Source organism: Arthrobacter sp. Z4-13 (assembly GCF_054792705.1).
In genome coordinates this window covers 3,647,733-3,668,194 of the sequence record NZ_CP096459.1, presented here as the reverse complement: position 1 = coordinate 3,668,194, position 20,462 = coordinate 3,647,733, and the positions used below count along the sequence as shown (strand labels likewise).

The following is a 20,462-nucleotide window of genomic DNA, read 5'->3' as shown; positions in this document are numbered from 1 at the left end:
AGGTTTTGTGGGCAGTGCGACGGCGGCAGGCCGGGTTGGGTGCCGGAGCTTAGCCTTCGTTGGCGGCGGAGGCTTCGATGCTGCCGAATTTAGGCGTGTGGACGGTGCCGAGGGTGATGTGCACGGCCTGCTGGTCGGTGTAGAAGTCGATGGAGCGGTAGCCGCCCTCGTGGCCGAGGCCCGAGGCCTTGACGCCGCCGAACGGGGTACGCAGGTCGCGGACGTTGTGGCTGTTCAGCCACACCATCCCGGCCTCGACGTTCTGCGAAAAGTTGTGCGCGCGGGTCAGGTTCTGGGTCCAGATGTAGGCGGCCAGGCCGTACTTGGTGTTGTTGGCCAGGGCCAGGGCTTCGTCGTCATTCTCAAACGGGGTGATGGCCACGACGGGACCGAAGATTTCCTCCTGGAAGATCCGGGCGTCCGGTGCGACGTCGGCAAACACGGTGGGTGCGATGTAGTTGCCTTCGGGCAGGCCTTCGGGCCGGCCGCCGCCGACCAGCAGGCGGCCTTCGGATTTCCCGATCTCCACGTAGGAAGCGACTTTTTCGTAGTGTTCCGGGTGGACCAGGGCACCCACCTGGGTCTTGGGATCGTGCGGGTCACCGACCACGATATTCTTCGCGCGGGCGGCGTATTTTTCGCAGAATTCATCGTAAATGGCGCGTTCGACAAGGATGCGGGAGCCGGCGGTGCAGCGTTCGCCGTTGAGGGAGAAGACCCCGAAGAGGGCGGAGTCGATCGCGGCGTCCAGGTCGGCGTCGGCAAACACCACGCAGGGCGACTTGCCGCCGAGCTCCATGGAGAGGCCCTTGAGGTTCTCTGCGGCATTCCGGAAGATGGTCTGGCCGGTGGTGGTCTCGCCGGTGAAGGAGATCAGCGGGACATCCGGGTGCTTGACCAAAGCGTCGCCGGCTTCCTCGCCCAGGCCGTTAACCAGGTTGAACACGCCGTCGGGCAGGCCGGCTTCCTTGAAGATGGCGGCCCACAGCGAGGCCGAGAGCGGGGTGAACTCGGCGGGCTTGAGGACCACGGTGTTGCCGGTGGCCAGGGCAGGGGCGAGCTTCCAGGACTCCAGCATGAACGGGGTGTTCCACGGGGTGATCAGGCCGGCGACGCCGATCGGCTTGCGGTTCACGTAGTTGATCTGCGAGCCGGGGACCTTCATGGCGTCGTCGAACTGGGCCACGATCAGGTCCGCGAAGAAGCGGAAGTTCTCGGCCGCGCGCAGGGCCTGGCCCTTGGCCTGGGTGATGGGCAGGCCGGTGTCGAAGGTCTCGAGCTCGGCGAGCCGGGCTTCCTGGGCCTCGACGGCGTCGGCGATCCTGTTCAGTACCCGTGCCCGTTCGCGGGGCTTCATCTTTGGCCAGGGGCCGTTGGTGAACGCTTGGCGGGCGGCGGCGACGGCCAGGTCGATGTCTTCCTTCTGGCCTGCCGCGGCGGTGGCGTAGTTCTGGTTGGAGACCGGGTCCAGCACGTCGAAGGTCTTGCCGCCCACCGAATCAACGAACTGCCCGTTGATGTAGTGCTGGATATGGGTGGGAAGGTCCTGCGGCACGTAATGCGTGGCGGTCTGTTCTGCAGTGGACGTCATTGTTGTTTCCTTACTGCTCGGATGGGGTCTCTGCTCCGGAGAGCGGTTCAAGTCGTCTTTGCCTGGGCGAGGTAAGCGTCCAGGGTGGCGGAACGGTGCAGGCGGGCGGCTTTTTCGATCTCGTCGGCGTCGGCTCCGGATTCGATGAGCTGGAGCAGGGCTTCGTGCTCGTCCACGGAATCGTGGGCGCGGCCGGGGACAAAGCGGAAGGTGGAGGACCGAAGAGCTGCCAGCCGGTTCCAGCCGCGGTGCACCAGGTCCAGGATGTGCGGATTGGGGCAATGTTCAAACAGAACGCTGTGAAAATCCTGGTTGAGCCGGGTGAACCGGACCGGGTCAAAGTGGTGAAGGCACTCGCGCATCTCCTCGTTCACGGCGCGGGCCCGGGCAATGGACACCGCATCGATCAGCGGTGCGGACAGCGCGGTGGCGGCACCTTCCACGATGCTGAGGGTCTGCATGGTGTACAGGTATTCGGTGGGATCGATGCCGGCCACGGTGGCGCCGACGTTGCGTTCGAACTTCACCAGGCCTTCGGCCTCGAGCCGGCGGATGGCTTCCCGGACCGGGACCACGCTGAAGCCGAGGTCTTTCGCGATGCTGCCGAGAACCAGGCGGTAGCCGGGGGTGTAGGTGCCCTCGATGATTCGGGTCTTGACCGCCTGGTAGGCCTGCTGGGACTTGCTGCCGGCGGCGGTGGCCGGAAGGTCGTCGGTAAGGGCTGTCTCAGTCATCGGAGGTGCCTGCTTCCCATTCCTTATATTTGGCCTGCCATTCGGCGTTCATCGGGTAGAGCCCATCGACGCTGTTGCCCTGCTGGACCATCTCGAAGATGAAGACTTCTTCCTTTTCCTGCTGGATGCAGTCATCCACCAGTTCCCCGGCGATGGCCGGCGGGATCACCAGGATGCCGTCGGAGTCGGCCACGATAATGTCGCCGGGCTGGACGGTGGCGCCGCCGCAGGCGATGGTGATGTCAGTGTCCCACGGGATGTGCCGGCGGCCCAGCACGGCCGGGTGCGGGTTGGCGAAGTAGGTGGGCATGTCCAGCCCGGCGACGGCGGTGAAGTCGCGGACGCCGCCGTCGGTGATGATGGCCGCGGCGCCGCGGACCTGGGCGCGCAGGGCGAGGATGTCGCCTACGGTGCCTGTGCCCTTTTCGCCGCGGGCTTCCATGACCAGGATTTCGCCCTCGTTGACCGAGTCGATTGCCTTCTTCTGGGCGTTGAACCCGCCGCCGTGGGTCCTGAACAGGTCCTCGCGGTTGGGGACGTAGCGCAGGGTCCTGGCCAGTCCGACGACGCGGCGGTCCGGCCGGGTGGCCTGCAGCCCGTCGATGCTGACGTTATTAAGGCCCCGCTTGCGCAGTTGCGAGGACAACGTTGCCGTGGCGACGCTCTCGAGCTTGGCTTTCAGCTCGGGGGAGAGAGCGCTGGCTGCCGCGGGCAGGCCGGCGGCTTCGCGTGAACCGTACGCCTCCTCACGCTGCAGGTCATCAACCTTGGGTCCGGCACCAAAGTCTGCGAGCGGCGTCGTGCCTTCCTCTACCCGGGTGAGCAAACGGCCCGTGGACAGGCTGCCGTCGGTAGTGCTGACCTCCACCTCGAGGACGTCCCCGGGCTTGGCGACGGAGGCGCCGGCGGGGGTGCCGGTGAGGATGATGTCCCCCTCCTCGAGGGTGAGCAGCTGGGAGAGGTCCGCGACCAGCCGGGCGAACGGGAAGAGCAGGTTCTCGGTGGTGTCGTCCTGGACAAGTTGCCCGTTGTGCCAGGTGCTGATGCGCAGGTTGGCGGGGTCGACGGCGTCTGCCGGGATCAGCGCCGGGCCCACCGGGGTGAAGCCGTCGCCGCCCTTGGACCGGAGGTTCGAGCCCTTGTCCGCCCAGCGCAGGTCGTAAACGCCGAGGTCATTGCCGGCAGTCACTGAAGCTACGTGATTCCAGGCATCCTCAACCGCCACACGGCGGGCAGCCTTGCCGATAATAAGGGCGACCTCGCCTTCATAGCCGAGGAGTTCGCATCCTGCGGGCCGCTCGACGGCGCTGCCGCCGAGGGAGAGAGATGACGATGGCTTGAGGAAGTAGGACGGCTGGGCCGGAGTGCGCCCCCGCTGTGCTGCACGGCTGGGGTAGTTGATGTGCACGGCGATCACTTTTCGTGCCGCTGCCAAAGTATCTCCATTGACCTGCTCCAAAACCGTCTCCTCATCAAGTACGAAATAATATACGATGACCTTCGCGCTTCTGTCGATGCTTGTCAACCCCCTGGTTTGCGCGCCCTTGTGCCGCCCTTGTCGTCCACGTCACAGGTGGCGTACAGTGTTGCTCCAACAGCAGCGTTTTCTCATATGGAAACGTAAATTCTATTATCGAACACTCTTCCGGCTGACAAGCCACACACGAAGTGAGGAATCCCGTGCAGTTTCACCATCACGGTTACGTATCCGGAGATCCGCGGGTAAAACCGGCAGCCGGCGTTGGCCTCAACCGGCCCGAGGAACTCCCGGAAGAAGTTGACGTCCTGATTGTCGGCACCGGACCTGCGGGAATGCTCGCTGCGGCTCAGCTTTCCATGTTCCCCAATGTCACCACGCGGATCATCGAACGGCGTCCCGCACGGCTCGCCATCGGCCAGGCAGACGGCATCCAGGCGCGCAGTGTCGAAACCTTCCAGGCCTTCGGGTTCGCTGAACGCATCATTGCCGAGGCCTACCGCATCACGGAGATGGCGTTCTGGAAGCCGGACCCCGCTAACCGCGCCGACATCATTCGGACCGCCCGCGCGGTCGACGACGAGATGGGCATCAGCGAGTTCCCGCACCTCATCGTCAACCAGGCCCGCGTGCTGGACTACTTCGCCGAGTTCGCCGCCAATTCGCCCACCCGCCTGAAGCCCGACTACGGCTACGAGTTCCAGTCCCTCAGCGTCGCGGACGAGGGCGACTACCCTGTCACCGTGACACTCCTGCACACCTCGGGGCCGGATGAGGGCAAGGAACGTGTAGTGCGGACCAAATATGTTGTGGGTGCAGACGGAGCGCGGAGCAAGGTACGCGAAGCGATCGGCTGCCGCCTTGCCGGGGACCAGGCCAACCACGCCTGGGGCGTGATGGACACCTTGGCCGTCACCGACTTCCCCGACATCCGCACCAAGTGCGCCATCCAGGGTGAAAAGGGCAGCATCCTGCTGATCCCGCGTGAAGGCGGACACCTGTTTCGCATGTACGTGGACCTGGGCGAGGTGGACCCGGCCACCCACCACGCCGTCCGGAACACCAGCATCGAGCAGATCATCCACAAGGCCAACGAAATCCTCCACCCCTACAGCTTGGATGTCCGGAACGTCGCGTGGCACAGCGTCTACGAGGTGGGGCACCGGCTCACGGACAGGTTCGACGACGTCCTGCCGGAGGACCGCGGTACACGGACCCCGCGCGTGTTTATCACCGGCGACGCCTGCCACACGCATAGTGCGAAGGCGGGCCAGGGAATGAACGTTTCCATGCAGGACGGCTTCAACATCGCCTGGAAGCTGGGGCATGTGCTCGAGGGCCGCAGCCCCGAAAGCCTGCTGTCGACGTACTCGGCCGAGCGGCAGGTGGTGGCCAGGAACCTTATCGACTTCGACAAGGAATGGTCCACGATGATGGCCAAAAAGCCCGAGGAGTTCGAAAACCCCTCGGACCTCGAAGACTTCTACGTGCGCACTGCCGAGTTCCCGGCCGGATTCATGACCGAGTACGCGCCGTCCATGCTGGTGGCCCCTGCCAGGCACCAGGACCTGGCCACCGGCTTCCCGGTGGGCAAGCGCTTCAAATCGGCACCGGTGGTAAGGGTGGGCGACACCAACCCGCTGCACCTCGGCCACCACGCCACAGCGGACGGGCGGTGGCGCATCTACGTCTTCGCCGACGCCGCGCCGGCCAGTGCGCACTCAGGCGTGGCGGACTTTGCCGAGTGGATCGCCAACTCGCCGGACTCGCCGCTGGCCGCAACGCCGTCGGATGCTGATCCTGACGCCTGGTTCGACGTGAAGGTGATTTACCAGCAGCCGCACACGGCCGTGGACATCGGCGAGGTCCCTGGGGTCTTCAAGCCGCAGGTGGGACCGTTCAAGCTGACCGATTATGAGAAGGTGTATGCCACCGATCCCTCCGCTGACATCTTTGAACTGCGCGGCCTGGACCGCGGCGGCGTGGTGGTGGTGGTCCGGCCGGACCAGTACGTGGCGAACGTCCTGCCGCTCACCGCGACGGCTGAGCTTGGAGAATTCTTTGCCGCCTTGCTGAAGCCGCGCCTGCTCACGCCGCGCCAGGCCTCGGGTCAGCCGCTGACGGTCTGAGCAGTCCTGTACTCCGCGGCGGCATAAACTCCAAGGACGCGCACCTCTGTGGTGAAGAAGTCCAGTTCCTCGAGAGCCAGCTTCAGCGGCAGGTCCTCGGGGTGGCCTTCGACGTCGGCCATAAACATGGTGGCCGCGAATTCGTTGCCCACCATGTAGCTTTCCAGGCGGGTCATGTTCACGCCGTTCGTCGCGAAGCCGCCCAGCGCCTTGTACAGCGCGGACGGGACGTTCCGGACGCGGAACACAAAGCTGGTGACCGCCGGTCCGGGCAGTTCGTCCCGGGCCGGCAGCGCCGTCTCCCGGGCCAGGACCACAAAACGGGTGGTGTTGGAAGGATCATCCTCGACCCGGGTGGCCAGCACTTCCAGGCCGTAGATCTGCGCGGCCAGCGGGGGAGCAAGGGAAAGCTTGCGCGGATCGTTCCACTCGCTGACCTCGCGCGCCGAGCCTGCGGTGTCACCGGCGATGACGGGCTTGAGGCCGTGGTCGCGGATCAGCTTCCGGCACTGTCCCAGGGCGTGGATGTGGCTGTGGACCTCAGTGGCGCCTTCAATGGTGCTGCCGGGGATGCCCAGCAGGTCGAAGTGGATGGGCAGGAAGAACTCGCCCACGATCTGCAGGTTGGACTGGGGCAGCAGGATATGGATGTCCGCCACCCGTCCGGCAATCGAGTTCTCGATGGGGATCATGGCCAGGTCCGCCTCGCCGCTGGACACGAGTTCGAACGCGTCCTCAAAGCTGGCGCAGGGCACGCTTTCCATGTCAGGGAACATCTGCTTGCACGCGATATTGGAGTTGGCGCCGGGCTCACCCTGGTACGCAATCTTCGAGGCCATGATCCGTATGGTTTCACGGCCCGTGCTTCCAGGCCCAATTACGGGTTAAACGGGAGTGGCCCGCAGCCAGACGTATTGCCGTGGCAGGAGCGTGACGCCTTCGTCCAGCTGCAGCACGGCTTCGGAAAGAAGGTCGACGGCGGCCGCTGAGTACCCGGCAAAGGTTTCTGCCGGCAGGGTCTGCGGTTGATCGCTGAAGTTGGCCAGTGCCAGGACCACGGAGCCCTTGCCCGGTGAGGCCCCCTCGCCGGGCCGCTGGTAAGCCAGAACGCCGCGATTGTTCGTGGCAAAGTCAATCAGCCGGGTTCCGGCCAGCTCAGGGCTGCCGGCGCGGACCTGGATCATGCGCCGGAGACCGGCGTAGACGGCACCTTCAGGGGTGGACGGGTCCAGGCGGTGCTCGTACTGCTCTTCCGGAAAGTGGGGCCGGTGGACCCAGCGGCTGTCAGTCTCATGGCCCGCCTCCCGGTCAAATCCGTAATCATTGACCTGGCCTACTTCGTCGCCCAGATACAGCAGGGGGATGCCGCCTGTACTGAAGGCAACCGAGTGGGCCAGGAGGATCCGCTCCACCGCCTCAGCCGGGTCAACCTCCATGCCGCACAGCGACGCCGTCGTGCCTGAAATCCTGCAGTCACCGGTCTTGGGATTGTCCTGGAAGGGGACGCCGCGGGCGAAGCTGCCGGGGAAGCGGTTGACGTAGAAGGAGTTCAGGAAGCGGCGGTGTTCGAATCCGTTGATCCCCAGCTCAGCTGCGTCCTCGTCCGCGAACGTCCAGCCGATGTCGTCGTGGCTGCGGACGTAGTTCACCCAGGAGGTCCCCTCCGGGATGTTGTGCCGGCGCCTCAGTGCCTGCGCCAGCAGTGAGACGTCGCGGGTGGCCAGGGACTCCCAGATCAGGGCCATCTGCAGCGGGTTGTAGCTGATCTGGCACTCGGCGGGGTCGATGTAGAGCGCGACTTCGTCCGGGTGCACGATGGCCTCGGACTTGAAGAGCAGCGACGGCGCGGCAAGCCGGCACACGGCGTTGAAGGCCCGCAGCAGTGTGTGCGCTTCGGGAAGGTTTTCACACGGCGTACCGGGCTGCTTCCAGATAAAGGCCACGGCATCCATGCGCAGGATGTCCACGCCCTGGTTCGCCAGGAACAGCATTTCGCCGGCCATCGCCCGGAAGACGTCCGGGTTGGAGTAGTTCAAGTCCCACTGGTACGTGTGAAACGTGGCCCAGACCCAGCGGCCGTCCTCCATCTGGATGAAGGACCCCGGGTGGTTCTCCGGAAAGATCTCACGCACGTTCTGTTCGAAGGCATCCGGCATGGTCCGGTCAGGGAAGATCCAGTAGTAGTCGCTGTACTCGGGATTGCCCTCGGCCGCGCGACGGGCCCACTCGTGCTCGTCGGAGGTGTGGTTGAAGATGAAGTCCACCACCAGGCTGATGCCATTGCTTCGCAGCTCGGCGGCAAGATCCCGGAGCTGTTCCATTGTTCCCAGCCTGGGGTTCACCTCCCGGTAGCTGGAGACCGCGTAACCGCCGTCAGAGTGCGGCTCGGGGGCCAGGAACAGCGGCATGAGGTGCAGGTAGGTGAGGCCGAGCTCCTTGAAGTACGGGATGCGGGCGCGGACTCCTTCCAGGCTTTCCGCATACCGGTCCACGTAGCAGACCCCGCCCAACATGTTGTTGGACAGGAACCAGTCGCTCCTCGCCTCCCGATCGGCGTCGAGTGCCTTCAGTTCGGGCGGGCGCTGCTGCCAGGAGCGGGCGGTCTGCAGGACCAGCGACGTCAGCTGGTCCAGCCAGTCCGGCCGGGTGCCGTACAGCGAGTGGAAGAGGCGGCAGAGGTCAGGAAAATGCCGTTGGAAACGTTGCTGAAAGTCGGCCTCGGCAACGAGGTCCGCCTCTGCAATAGCTTCGACGACGTGCCGCCGCGCCATTTCGCCCACGGTGACGAAGTCCTGCATCGGGTAAGCCCCTTCCGATCTCCGGCCGGTGGATCCGGCAGGAATTTGTTATCGGAGTATCCCACGTCACACAGCCGTGCAAGCGTGCAACGGCGGTGCCCAAGCGTGGGGTTATTCCCTGCCTCCAGCCGGCCTAGATGGTTTTGGTCCAGATGCTGTCGGCTTCCGCGCTGCGTTCCACTGCGTTGAGTACCCTTTGCACCTGCAGACCGTCGGCGAAGGACGGCTCCGGCCGGCGGCCCTCAGCAATGGCTTCAACAAAGTCCTTGGCTTGGTGCGCGAAGCCGTGCTCGTAGCCAAGGGTGTGCCCTGCGGGCCACCAGGCAGACAAATAGGGGTGGCCCGGTTCGGTGACCATGATGTCGGTGAAACCTTGGCGTGTGTCCGGCGCTGTTGCATCGTAAAAGCCGAGCGAGTTCATATTCTCCAGGTCGAAGGAGATGGCGCCGGCGGAACCGGCAACTTCAATGCGCAGCGCGTTTTTGCGGCCGGTAGACATTCGTGTCGCTTCGAACGAACCCACTGCGCCGCCCTCGAAACGCCCGGTGAAGAGGGCGAGATCATCCACGCTGACGTTGCCGCGCTCTGCCGTCGTGTCCGCCGTGCCTGATGTGCCGCGGGGCAGCGGGCGCTCGGGGACGAAGGTGTTCAAAATGCCGCTGACGCCGGTGATCTTCTGGCCTGTGATGAACTGGGAAAGATCCACCGCGTGGGCTCCAAGATCTCCGAGTGCTCCGGATCCCGCGTGCTCTTTCTGCAGGCGCCACGTCAGCGGGGCCTCGGCGTCAATCAGCCAGTCCTGCAGGTATGCGGCACGGACCTGGCGGACTTCGCCGATCGCGCCCGACTGGACCAGGTCCCTTGCGAACGCTGTAGCGGGAACGCGGCGGTAGGTGAAGCCGACCATGGCGAAGACGCCCTTACCCGCGCGATCAGCGGCGGCGGCCATTGCTTCAGCTTCTTCAAGGGTGTTTGCCAGCGGCTTTTCACACAGGACGTGTTTGCCCGCTTCCAATGCAGCAATTGCGATCTCGGCGTGAGAGCCGCCCGGAGTAACAATGTCGATGACGTCAATATCGTCGCGGGCAATGGCAGCGCGCCAGTCAGTGTGAGTCTCTTCCCAACCCCATTTCCTTGCCGATGCCTCCACTCCGCGGGCATTGCGTCCCACCAGCAGGGTCATTTCCGGCCGGGCCGGCAGATCGTAGAACCGCGGCGCAACCCGCCATCCCTGCGAATGGGCAGCCCCCATAAATCCGTGTCCGATCAGGGCAACCTTCAGGGGTGGTACGTCGTTCAGCATGTTTCCTCTTTGTCCGGCGGCGGTAAATAGTGGTTGGAACAAGGTGGGGCGCCCTTGCCAGCGGCAGGGCGCCCCATCTAACACGGTCCTACGATTCGAAAGCCGTCGGCAGGTACTGGTCGACGTTCTCGCCGGTGACGACCGGGGCGTTCAGAACGATGCGCTTCGGGACTTCCACTTCCACGAGATCGCTCATGGCCTTCTTCTGTGAGATCAGGCGAGCGAGGCGGACGCCGTCTGCGGCCTGGGTCGAGGGGTAAATGACGGTGGCTTTCAGGACGCTCTCACCGGACTGGATCTCACGCATGGCGTTGGCAGAGCCGGCGCCACCGACCATAAAGAAGTCCTTGCGGCCGGCGTTGTCGATAGCCGCGAGGACGCCTACGCCCTGGTCGTCGTCGTGGTTCCAGAGGGCATCGATCTTCGGAGCCGCGGACAGGAGCTGGGACGTGGCCGCTTCTCCGCCCTGGACGGTGAAGTCAGCGGCAACGCGGTTGTCCACATTGAGGCCGCAGGAATCCAGCGCGTCCTTAAAGCCCTTGCTTCGGTCCTGCGTCAGCGGCAACGAGTCGATGCCGGCGATCTCGGCGACCACTGCATCCTTCTTGTCTTTGAGCTGCTCGCAGACGTAGGTGCCGGCGCTGACCCCCATGCCGTAGTTGTCGCCCAGGATAGTGGCGCGAGCCGCCGCGGGGCTGGAGAATTCCCGGTCAACGTTGATGACGGGGATACCGGCTTCCATGGCCTGGATGGCAACAGGGGTAAGGGCAGCGCCGTCTGTGGGAAGCAGCACGATGGCGTCGACGCGGTCGTTGATGAACTGTTCTACCTGGCTGATCTGCAGGTTCGCGTCATTGGTTCCCTCAGCCACACGCAGGTCAACGTCCCCGTATTTTTTCGCCTCGGCAATCGCTGCCGAATTGATGGCACCAAGCCAGCCGTGGTCTGCGGCGGGGCCGGAGAAACCGATGACTACCCTGTCACCCTCGGCCTGGTTGCCTTCAACAGACGCGTTGGTTGGCTGGGTGTTGGTCCCGCTTCCGCCTTCGGTGCACCCGGTAACAAGGGCGCCGACAGCAAGAAAGGCAGCGGTGGTGACGAGCATCTTCCGGCCCGTACGAACTGCAAGCATGTGTATCTCCTCAGTGAGTTAGGTGCGTCTTCGCCTGGTGCAGCATGCTCTTTTCATGCCCGCTACTCTGCGTGACTGCCCTCACAGTAACAGAAGATTGCACCAATTCGACGACCTTGTACCGATTGCCGACATAATGTGTTAGGTTCGTCGCATGTTCGAAGAAGATCAGCCACGGCCGTTGCTCGAAGTTCGGGGACTTACCAAGCGCTTTGCTGGCGTCCAGGCGCTGAAAGGCGTTGACCTGCAGGTACTTCCGGGGGAAGTCCACTGCGTCATGGGCCAAAACGGGGCAGGCAAATCCACCCTCATCAAGACACTCTCAGGCGTCCATCAACCTGACAGCGGGGAAATCCACTGGGAGGGCAAGCAAGTCACCCTCCCCGGTCCCACTGCAGCACTCGACCTGGGCATTGCCACCATGTATCAGGAGCTTGACGTCGTGGACGGGCTTTCCGTGGCCGAGAACATCTTTCTCGGCCACGAACGTGCCACCGGAGGTGTCCTCCACGTGAAGAAGGCGAACGCTGTTGCGCGTTCCCTCCTGAAGCGGCTCGGGCACGGAAACCTGTCGCCGTCTACGGAAGTAGGCACGTTATCTGCCGCCAACAAGCAGATCGTGAGCATGGCGCGGGCCCTGTCGCGGGATACCAAGCTGATCATCATGGATGAGCCCAGTGCAATCCTCGATTCCGGTGAGGTTTCCAACCTGTTCCGTGTGGTTCGCGAACTCACCGCCCAAGGCATCGCCGTCGTCTACATCTCACACCGGCTCGAAGAGATCCGGCAGATCGGTGACCGCATCTCGGTGATCAAGGATGGACGCAGCACCGCAAATGGCCTGGGCGTGACGGAGACGCCGAAGGCGGAGCTGATCCGCCTGATGACGGGCCGGGACGTCGAGAATGTGTTCCCGGACAGGAAGCCCATCCCGGCTGATGCCCCGGTGGTGCTCGACGTGGACAACCTCGAACTGGCCGGGCACTTCGACAAGGTCAGCTTCACCGTGCGCGCCGGGGAGATCGTGGGCTTCGCAGGGCTGGTGGGATCAAAGCGCTCCGAGATCCTCGAAACCATCTATGGTGCCCGCAGGGCCTCCTCCGGGAAGGTATCCGTCAACGGCAAGGTAATCCGGGCCGGTTCGGTAACGTCGGCCGTCAACGCTGGAATCGGCCTTTCGCCTGAGGAACGCAAGAGCCAGGGGCTCATCCTGGACGAGCCACTGTTCAAGAACATCACGCTCTCAACCTTCGAACGGTTCGCCCGCGCAGGGCACTTGAACGAAGCAGCCGAGCGGAAAGCGGCCCGTGAGCAGATCGCCGCGCTGGAGCTGCGCCCGGCTGATCCGGACAGGCCTGCCAGGACTCTTTCCGGCGGAAATCAGCAGAAGATCCTGCTCGCCCGCTGGTTGCTCCACGGCACATCGGTCCTGCTGCTGGACGAACCCACCCGCGGCGTTGACGTCGGCGCCCGCGCCGAGATCTACGCACTCATCCGCAGACTCGCTGCTGCCGGGACGGCGATCATCGTCGTCTCCAGCGAAATCGAGGAAGTCCTGGGTCTCGCCGACAACGTGCTCGTTATCGACGACGGCAAAGTCCTCACCCAAACCACAGCAAGCGACATAGACGAGCACGGAGTGCTCGACCTCGTCATGAAGGGAAGTGCCGCGTGAGCGAGCAAAATACCAAGGTGGCCGAAGCGCATATCACCGCGCCGGCCAACCACAGCACACCGAAGGAAAATCCCCTGCAGAATTTCCTCAAGGGCCCCGCAGGCCGCAGCCTTGGACTCGTCATTGCGCTCGCGCTGCTCTTCGTTGTAGGTGCCATCACCAGCGGGGACCGGTTCCTTAACGTTGAGAACCTGCTCACCATCTTCCGGCACGCCTCGATCATTGGCGTGATCAGCATCGGGGTCACCTTCGTCATCACTGCAGGCGGCATCGACCTTTCCGTCGGTTCAGTCCTGGGCCTGACAACGGTGGTCGCCAGCCTGGCCAGCGTCCAGCTTGCTGCCACCCAGTCGTCCTGGCTCCTCATTGTGGTGGTGGCGCTCGCGGTTGGTGTTGGGGCCGGCCTGATCAATGGGCTGGTGATCGCGTACGGCAACGTGGTGGCCTTCATTGCCACCCTGGCCATGCTGGTTGGCGCCCGCGGCCTGGCCGAGCTTATCTCCGGACGCAGCACCCAGATTGTCAGCAACCGCGACTTCCTGAGGGTCATGCGCTCTGAACTGCTGGGCGTTCCCCTCCTGATTTGGATCTTCATCATTGTGGCCATTGCCGGCTGGTTCCTCCTGAACCGCACCACCTTCGGGCGCCGGACCATCGCGATCGGCGGAAACCTTGAAGCATCCCGGCTGGCGGGTATCAAGGTGAAGCGCCACCTCGTGTACCTGTACGTCCTGGCCGGCCTCGCAGCCGGTATCGCCGGCATCATGATGCTCGGACGTACCACCGCAGGAACCTCGACGCACGGCCTCCTCTACGAGCTCGACGCGATTGCCGCCGTCGTGGTGGGCGGGACGCTGCTCATCGGTGGGCGCGGCACGATCTTCGGCACGGTCCTCGGTGTGCTGATCTTCAGCACCCTGACCAACGTCTTCACCCAGAACAACCTGGACACCTCCGTCCAGGCGATCGTCAAGGGCCTGATCATTGTCGTTGCAGTTCTTCTGCAGCAACGCTTCGCGGCCCGCGGCCCGCGCAAAGTCAAAAGTTAGGCCCGCCGGCGGGCGGGCATAGAGGGCGGCAGACGATCACGGGAGCCAGGACAACGAAGCGGGGCGGGCAGTGAACTTCCTGAATGTGGACTACGCTCTGAACGGCAACGCAGACCTGGAGTTGGTTGAAGACGCGCTCCAGCGATTCTTCGCTGACGCAAAACTGCACGCTGTCGCCGTGAACGCCACCTACCTGGGCCTCTGGGAAGCACTCGAAAGAGCAACCGCGGGCGGCAAGCGCTCCCGCCCGCGGTTGGTCATGCTCGCCTACCGGCAGCTTGGCGGCACTGATTTCTCCAGCGCTTCAGCGCTCGCCGCCTCATACGAACTCCTGCACAGCGCGCTCATCATTCACGACGACGTCATTGACCGTGATTTCGTTCGGCGCGGCATCCCCAACGTGTCAGGCCATTACCGAAGCAGGGCACTGCGTGCCGGTGAGCCCCCGGAGGCAGCAGACCACGCCGGGATCTCGGCCGCAGTTCTTGCCGGGGATCTTGCCCTGTCCAGTGCCTATCGCCTGCTAAGGGCTATTCAAGCGCCGGCCGCCGTGTCCCAGCGGCTGAACGGCATCCTCGACGACGCGATTTTTTCCTCCGTCGGTGGTGAGGTGCTTGACATAGAATCCAGCCGTACCCCGCAGATGCCTTCGCTCGAGGACATCACCAAGACGGCGCACCAGAAAACTTCTGTGTACTCGTTCGAGGCGCCCCTGCAGGCGGGCGCCGTGCTGGCCGGGGCGCCGGAACCGGTGGTGACCGCCCTGACTGCTTTTGGGAGGTACGCCGGAATCGCGTACCAGATCGCAGACGATGTGCTGGGCGTTTTCGGTAAGGAAAGCCGCACCGGGAAGACCAACTGGGGTGACCTCAGGGAAGGCAAGCGGACGTCACTGCTTTCCTTTGCCGCCACACAGCCGGAATGGAGCAGCATCGCTTCGCTTATAGGATCCCGGGATATGACTTCTGCCGACGCAGAATACGTTCGATCCGTGCTGGTGTCCTGCGGAGCAAGGAACTACGCCCTTAACCTGGCCACCGAGAATGCGCACCTCGCAGTGATGCACCTGGAGTCCGACGGCGTACCGGCGTCCCTGCACAGGAGCCTTGAACGCATGCTGTTCGCCGTCATCTCGGACGTGAGCACACACTAGCTGCACCTCGGTGGTTCCCCCCTCGCAGATACTGCCCGTTCTGCCGTTATCATGTAAGAACAATGCCGGCACCGAGGCGTTCTGCCAGGAAGGACCTGATCCGGGGTGGAAGGGAAGACGTCGGTTGTCGTGGTGCCCTGGCCTGGCTGTTCACTTCCACACCGGATTGCTGAAGCCGCAGCCGGACGAGTTGCCGCGGAATGACATCCTCATCGCACGATGAACGCCTTCGGCGCACGGTTGCCGGTACCAACCTCGGGAACAACCGGGATTCCACCCGGCAGCACAATCTTTCCACCGTTCTGGGCCTGGTTCACTCCATGGGCGGGGTTTCCCGTGCGCAACTTACGCGGGCCACGGGGCTCAACCGATCAACTATCGCGGCTCTCGTCGGGGAACTCGTCCACCTCGGCCTTGTAGTGGAAAGTGACCTCGACCAGGCACAGCAGCACGGCCGCCCCAGCATCATGATTGAGCCGAGTCCCGGTGCGCTCGCGCTGGCCGTGAACCCGGATATTGATGTAGTCAGCGTTGCGCTTGTTTCCCTGGGCGGGCACATAGTGAACCCTGTCCGCTTCCATACCGTCCGCGCGCCGTCGGTAGCGGAAGTGGTTAACATCGTGACGGCGATCTACACGGGGATGCGCACCTCCCTTCCGGCCCGGCACCGGATCATGGGCGTGGGGCTCGCTATTCCGGGGCTGGTGGATCCTGTGGATGGCACCGTGATCGAAGCCCCGCATCTCGGCTGGCACGACCAACGCCTCGCAGCGCTTCTCGCCGACGCCTTGAAACTCCCGGTTACCGCCGCCAATGACGCGGTTGCCGGTGCGCGTGCGCAGGCCACCTTCGGTGCAGGCCGTGACGTTCCGGACCTTGTCTACCTTTATGGGGGAGCGAGCGGCATAGGCGGAGGCGTCATCAGTGGAGGGCGCCTTATCCGCGGGGCCACGGGATTCGCCGGGCAGCTCGGGCACACACACGTGCTGTCTGGCGGCATGGCATGCACGTGCGGTTCCTTCGGCTGCCTTGAAGCCGAGATCACCCGCGAAGAGCTGATCGCTGCAGTCGGCCTGCCGGCCGGTGAAAGGGAGAACCTCGAAGAGGCCGTGTTGGAGAAACTGCAGGACGAGTCCGCGTCCCAGGAGTTGCGGGGGATTATCGACCGGCAGGTTGAGCTGCTGGCCATAGGACTGAAGAGCGTTGTCAACCTGCTGAATCCGTCCATGATTGTACTGGGCGGGTTCCTGCGTATCCTCGTTCGTGCGGCACCGGACGCACTCAGCGAAGCGCTCCGCACCCCCGGAACGCGGGGCCCACGGGAAAGTGTGGCCATTGAATTGGCTCCCCTTGGCGAAGATCCCATCCTGGTAGGTGCCGCGGAGCTCGCATTCGAACCCCTCATCCGGGATCCCGCAGGCTTCCTGCGCCCCCAGGACGACGACGCCGGCGTCCCGGCCCCATCCGTGTAGCTTTTCCGAGGCAAGCGCCAACGAAAAGCGGACCCTGCCCCAGCGCTGGCTGAGACAGGGTCCGGTTCGTTCCTTGGGCCGGCGGCCCTATAGTGCAACCACTGGTACTCCGCAGAGCATCAGTTGGCTACGGCAAGTACTACTTCAGCGGTTCCGGTCAACGGCGCAGATGCGGCGTCACCGGCGTCGGTGTAGCTGGCGCTGAAGACGGCCGAGAGGTCGTCAACGGCGGGGTCATGGCCCTCGGGGACGGTGGTGGTGAGGGTGCCGACGCAGCCCGAGGTGGTGGTCTGCGGGTGTCCGTGCGTGTGGTGGCCGAGGATGTAGGTCACCTGGACAAGGGAGCAATCGACCGGCTGGTCGTCCGTGACGCGGACCTCGTAGCTGACAGTGTCGCCGAAGCGGAAGTCCTGGCCTGCAATGGGGCTGATGAACTCAACGACCGGCGCCTGGTTGCCTACCTCGATTGCGACTTCTGCGGAGGAGTGGCGCCCGCGGTGCTTGCCGCCCAGGTCCGTGACCTTCAGGCTCGCAGTGTAGGTTCCGATTTCCTCGTAGGTCCACGTGGGGTTTGCTTCCTCAGAGTCCACCGCGCCGTCGGAGTTGAAGTCCCACTCGTAGCGGATCTTGTCGCCATCGGCGTCGGCCGTGCCTTCGCTTGAGAACTGCACGGTCAGCGGCGATGCTCCCGCAGTCGGTGTGCCGGAGGCTACTGCCGCGGGGCTGTGGTTGCCGCCCTCGCCGATGTAGTCGATGCGGGAAAGCTGCGCGTCGGGGTTCTCGCCAAAGTAGCCGTCGCCGTATTCAAGGACGTAGAGGGCGCCATCGGGCCCGAACTCCATGTCGATGGGGTTGTCGACCACGAGGGAGTCAACGACGTTCTCGATGGAGGCGAGTTCACCGTCCGCCATGGTCATGCCCTTGATGTAGTCGCGGGTCCACTCGTAGAAGAAGGACTTGCCGTCGTAGTAGGACGGCCAGGCAACAGGGGACTTGCCCTTGGTGGCCTTTTCATCGAACACATACTCAGGGCCGGCCATGGGGCCGATGCCACCGGTCTCGAGCTCGGGGAACTCGGCTGAGGCGCCGTAGGAGTACCAAACCTCGGGCTGGGCTACCGGGGGCAGCTCACGGAGACCGGTGTTGTTCGGGGAATCGTTCACAGGAGCAGCACAGTTGAACGGTTCACCGGAGGTGCTGGTAGCGAAGTCGTAGTCGACGTACGGCAGTTCTGCCGTGGCGCAATAGGGCCAGCCGTAGTTGGACGGTTCGGTGATTGCTGCCCACTTGCCGGTGCCCGCAGGGCCGCGGAGGGGGTTGGCGGTACGCGCATCCGGTGAGTAGTCTGCGACGAACAGTTCACCGGTCCTCGGGCTGATTTCGATGCGGAAAGGGTTGCGCATGCCCATCACGTAGATTTCAGGCCGGGTCTGAGGCGTGCCGGGCTGGAACAGGTTGCCTTCGGGGATGGTGTAGCCGCCGCCATCCTTGGGCGTGATGCGCAGGACTTTGCCGCGCAGGTCGTTGGTGTTTCCGGAGGTCCGCTGCGCATCAAGTGCGGGGTTGCTGCTGGGGCGCTCGTCGATCGGGGTGTAGCCGCCCGACTGGAAGGGGTTGGTGTCGTCACCGGTGGAGAGGTACAGGTTGCCCTCGGCGTCGAAGACGATGTCGCCGCCGACGTGGCAGCAGATGCCGCGGTCGACGGGTACTTCGATGATCTCCTGCTCGGTGGCGAGGTCGATCGAGGAACCGTCGAACTGGAAACGGGAAAGCACCAGGGAGCCCTTGAACTTGTCGAAATCCGCTTTGGTGCCGCTGAAGGGCGCGTCGCCCTCATTGACACCAGTGGTTGCGGGATCGTCCACGGGGGTGTTCTGCGGGGGCGAGTAGTACAGGTAGACCCAGTTGTTGCCCTTGGTCCCGAACTTGGGGTCAAGTGCGATGCTCTGCAGGCCTTCCTCGTCATGCTCGTAAACGTCCAGGGTGGCGGCCAGCGTGTTCAAGCCGGTCTTTGCGTCGTTGAGCCAGACTTCGCCCCCGCGCGTGGTGTGCAGGACGTTGTTGTTGGGGAGCACGGCCAAGTCAACAGGCTCACCCGGGGTGTCGTTGAGCGTTACTTTTTGAAAGCTGGAATCCGGCGGAGCTACGTCCGGAGCGCCGCCCTGCTCGGCCTGGGCCGGTCCGACGGCGAAGGAGGTGGCCATCAGGGCCGCCATGGCCAAGCCGGCACCCGCCCGCACTGAACGTCTCTTTGTAAAGCCGGTGGCATCGGTTCGATGCCGGGAAGCTTCCGCTTTCCCGTGTCGATTAACTGTCATCGTTCACTTTCTTCTCGTCATTGAGGACCCGGACCAGCCGGACTCAGGTCATTTAGAACGCTAATGGAAGGGCGTCTGATTTAGCTAGTGGTTTCAGAAAACAAAATTGAGTAAATCTTGAGCTTTGTGCCGTTTTTTGGGCAGCAAAAAGGGATGAACCGCCAAAAGTAGCCAGCTCCGGTTTTGTTGTTTAAAACGCTAAGCCCTAGCTAGTGATCCCCTGCGTCTGGAGTACGAGCTCCTTTACAGCCGCGGCGGGGACCTGCCGGCCATTGTTCAGGAAGGCCTCGATCGAGGAGGGAATGCGGTTTTCCGAACCAATAATGAGGGGCGTACCAGCTGCGGAATCCGGGAGCCGTCCGTGAGTGCCCCGCACGTGCGTCGGGTCCAGTGGCACGGTACTCATGGCGTACCGCAAGCCCAGCTTCTTTTTGGCCAGATTGAGTCCTGCCTTTACCTTCGCCAGCTTGTCCGCGGGATTGAAGAAGAGCTCGGCGGGGTCGTAGCCGGGTTTACGGTGGATATCGACGCCGCGTGCGTACTCGGGTGCCCGGTCATCGTCCAGCCAGAAGTAGTAGGTGAACCAGGCGCGCGGCTCCGCTATGGCAACGAGCTCGCCGGATCTTTCATGATCGAGCCCGTAGCGGGCCTGCGCTTCCTGGTCCAGGACCTCGTCCACCCCGTCAGTCCCGCGAAGAACCTCCGCCACCCGCGCCACGTCCGACGGGTCGGAGACGTACACATGCGCAACCTGGTGGTCAGCTACGGCAAACGCCCGCGACGTCCACGGATCGAGCTGCTCCCTGCCATCCTGCACATAGACCTCCAGCAGGCCTTCCCTCCGCAGGACACGGTTAATATCCACAGGTGTGCGTGCTTCTTCGATCCCGTACTCGGACACGGCTACCACCGCGTAGCCGCACGCCCCGGCCTCATCCAGCAGCGGCGCAAGGGCGCGGTCGAGTTCGGAAGCCGCGCGCGCGGCCTGCGGCGAATCGGGTCCAAACCGTTGCAGGTCGTAGTCCAGGTGCGGCAGGTAGGCCATCAGCAGATTCGGTGTCTGCTTCCGCATGACATGCCGGGTAGAGTTCACGATCCACTCGCTTGACTTGATGGTCGCCGTCGGGCCCCAGTACTGGAAGAGCGGGAAATCACCATAGCTGGCCACCAGTTCGTCGTGAAGTTCCGCCGGCCTAACGTAGGCGTCGGGGGACTTTCGGCCATCCGCATGGTAGATCGGCCGCGGTGTCACCGTTAGGTCTGTGGACATCCCCATGGCGTACCACCAGCAGATATTGCCCGCGCTGTACCCGGGATGCTGACGGCGTGCCGCCTCCCAGATGTTTTCGCCGCTGACAAGCCTGTTGTGCTGGCGCCACAGGAAAACATCACCGAGCTCCCGGAAGTACCACCCGTTCCCCACGATTCCGTGCTGCGCGGGCGCCAGGCCCGTCAGCATGGTGGACTGGACGGTGCACGTCACCGCGGGCAGGACCGTAGCCAGTTCCGATGACCATCCCTGCGTGGCAAGCCGGGACAGGTGAGGCATCTGGGTCAGTGCCTTGGCAGTCAGGCCAACGACGTTCAGCAGCAATACTGGTTTCACGGCTTTTCCTTGCTTCGGTTGGTCA

Annotated in this window: 14 protein-coding genes; 5 read left to right on the top strand and 9 right to left on the bottom strand. The window is 63.8% G+C overall.

Annotation, left to right across the window (positions count from 1 at the left end; translation table 11 throughout):
- Nucleotides 1-49: 49 nt before the first annotated feature.
- The 3 genes from hpaE to M1E07_RS18760 are packed head-to-tail and all read right to left on the bottom strand — an operon-like array spanning nucleotide 50 to nucleotide 3,784.
- Entirely contained in the window at nucleotides 50-1,591 is a 1,542-nt protein-coding gene (gene hpaE, locus M1E07_RS18770; RefSeq protein WP_461188129.1) for a 5-carboxymethyl-2-hydroxymuconate semialdehyde dehydrogenase, read from the bottom strand.
- A gap of 47 nt (nucleotides 1,592-1,638) precedes the next feature.
- Nucleotides 1,639-2,325 (bottom strand): GntR family transcriptional regulator, encoded by a 687-nt coding sequence (locus tag M1E07_RS18765; protein ID WP_461188128.1) that lies wholly within the window; start codon nucleotides 2,323-2,325, stop codon nucleotides 1,639-1,641.
- Complete coding sequence (locus tag M1E07_RS18760) at nucleotides 2,318-3,784, bottom strand: fumarylacetoacetate hydrolase family protein (RefSeq protein ID WP_461188127.1); 1,467 nt, start codon at nucleotides 3,782-3,784, stop codon at nucleotides 2,318-2,320. The genes M1E07_RS18765 and M1E07_RS18760 overlap by 8 nt, the downstream gene beginning before the upstream one ends.
- Before the next feature lie 221 nt (nucleotides 3,785-4,005).
- Here M1E07_RS18760 and M1E07_RS18755 point away from each other — a divergent pair, with 221 nt between their 5' ends.
- Complete coding sequence (locus M1E07_RS18755; protein ID WP_461188126.1) at nucleotides 4,006-5,931, top strand: FAD-binding monooxygenase; 1,926 nt, start codon at nucleotides 4,006-4,008, stop codon at nucleotides 5,929-5,931.
- Here the strand turns inward: M1E07_RS18755 and M1E07_RS18750 are convergent.
- The 4 genes from M1E07_RS18750 to M1E07_RS18735 all read right to left on the bottom strand — a co-directional run bounded on the left by M1E07_RS18750 (nucleotide 5,913) and on the right by M1E07_RS18735 (nucleotide 11,164).
- Nucleotides 5,913-6,770, bottom strand: a complete 858-nt coding sequence (locus tag M1E07_RS18750) for a prephenate dehydratase (protein WP_461188125.1) — start codon at nucleotides 6,768-6,770, stop codon at nucleotides 5,913-5,915. The two genes, M1E07_RS18755 and M1E07_RS18750, sit on opposite strands and share 19 nt — an antisense overlap.
- Before the next feature lie 45 nt (nucleotides 6,771-6,815).
- On the bottom strand, nucleotides 6,816-8,729 hold the full coding sequence (locus M1E07_RS18745) for an amylosucrase (RefSeq protein WP_461188124.1): 1,914 nt from the start codon (nucleotides 8,727-8,729) through the stop codon (nucleotides 6,816-6,818).
- A gap of 133 nt (nucleotides 8,730-8,862) precedes the next feature.
- Complete coding sequence (locus M1E07_RS18740; RefSeq protein WP_461188123.1) at nucleotides 8,863-10,032, bottom strand: Gfo/Idh/MocA family protein; 1,170 nt, start codon at nucleotides 10,030-10,032, stop codon at nucleotides 8,863-8,865.
- Between the two features lie 88 nt (nucleotides 10,033-10,120).
- Nucleotides 10,121-11,164 (bottom strand): substrate-binding domain-containing protein, encoded by a 1,044-nt coding sequence (locus M1E07_RS18735; protein ID WP_461188122.1) that lies wholly within the window; start codon nucleotides 11,162-11,164, stop codon nucleotides 10,121-10,123.
- Between the two features lie 154 nt (nucleotides 11,165-11,318).
- Between M1E07_RS18735 and M1E07_RS18730 the strand changes: the two genes are divergently transcribed.
- The 4 genes from M1E07_RS18730 to M1E07_RS18715 all read left to right on the top strand — a co-directional run bounded on the left by M1E07_RS18730 (nucleotide 11,319) and on the right by M1E07_RS18715 (nucleotide 16,513).
- Nucleotides 11,319-12,839 (top strand): sugar ABC transporter ATP-binding protein, encoded by a 1,521-nt coding sequence (locus M1E07_RS18730; protein WP_461188121.1) that lies wholly within the window; start codon nucleotides 11,319-11,321, stop codon nucleotides 12,837-12,839.
- Entirely contained in the window at nucleotides 12,836-13,888 is a 1,053-nt protein-coding gene (locus M1E07_RS18725) for an ABC transporter permease (protein ID WP_461188120.1), read from the top strand. The genes M1E07_RS18730 and M1E07_RS18725 overlap by 4 nt, the downstream gene beginning before the upstream one ends.
- Before the next feature lie 70 nt (nucleotides 13,889-13,958).
- Nucleotides 13,959-15,041 (top strand): polyprenyl synthetase family protein, encoded by a 1,083-nt coding sequence (locus M1E07_RS18720; RefSeq protein WP_461188119.1) that lies wholly within the window; start codon nucleotides 13,959-13,961, stop codon nucleotides 15,039-15,041.
- Nucleotides 15,042-15,241: 200 nt separating this feature from the next.
- A complete protein-coding gene (locus M1E07_RS18715; protein WP_461188118.1) occupies nucleotides 15,242-16,513 on the top strand; it encodes an ROK family transcriptional regulator in 1,272 nt (423 codons plus the stop codon).
- Nucleotides 16,514-16,632: 119 nt separating this feature from the next.
- On the opposite strand, the gene M1E07_RS18710 is transcribed toward M1E07_RS18715, so the two are convergent.
- Nucleotides 16,633-18,753 carry a PQQ-dependent sugar dehydrogenase gene (locus M1E07_RS18710; RefSeq protein WP_461188117.1) on the bottom strand — a complete coding sequence of 707 codons (2,121 nt, stop codon included), beginning with the start codon at nucleotides 18,751-18,753 and terminating at the stop codon, nucleotides 16,633-16,635.
- 283 nt (nucleotides 18,754-19,036) lie between these two features.
- On the bottom strand, nucleotides 19,037-20,437 hold the full coding sequence (locus M1E07_RS18705) for an alkaline phosphatase family protein (protein ID WP_461188116.1): 1,401 nt from the start codon (nucleotides 20,435-20,437) through the stop codon (nucleotides 19,037-19,039).
- Nucleotides 20,438-20,462: the final 25 nt, after the last annotated feature.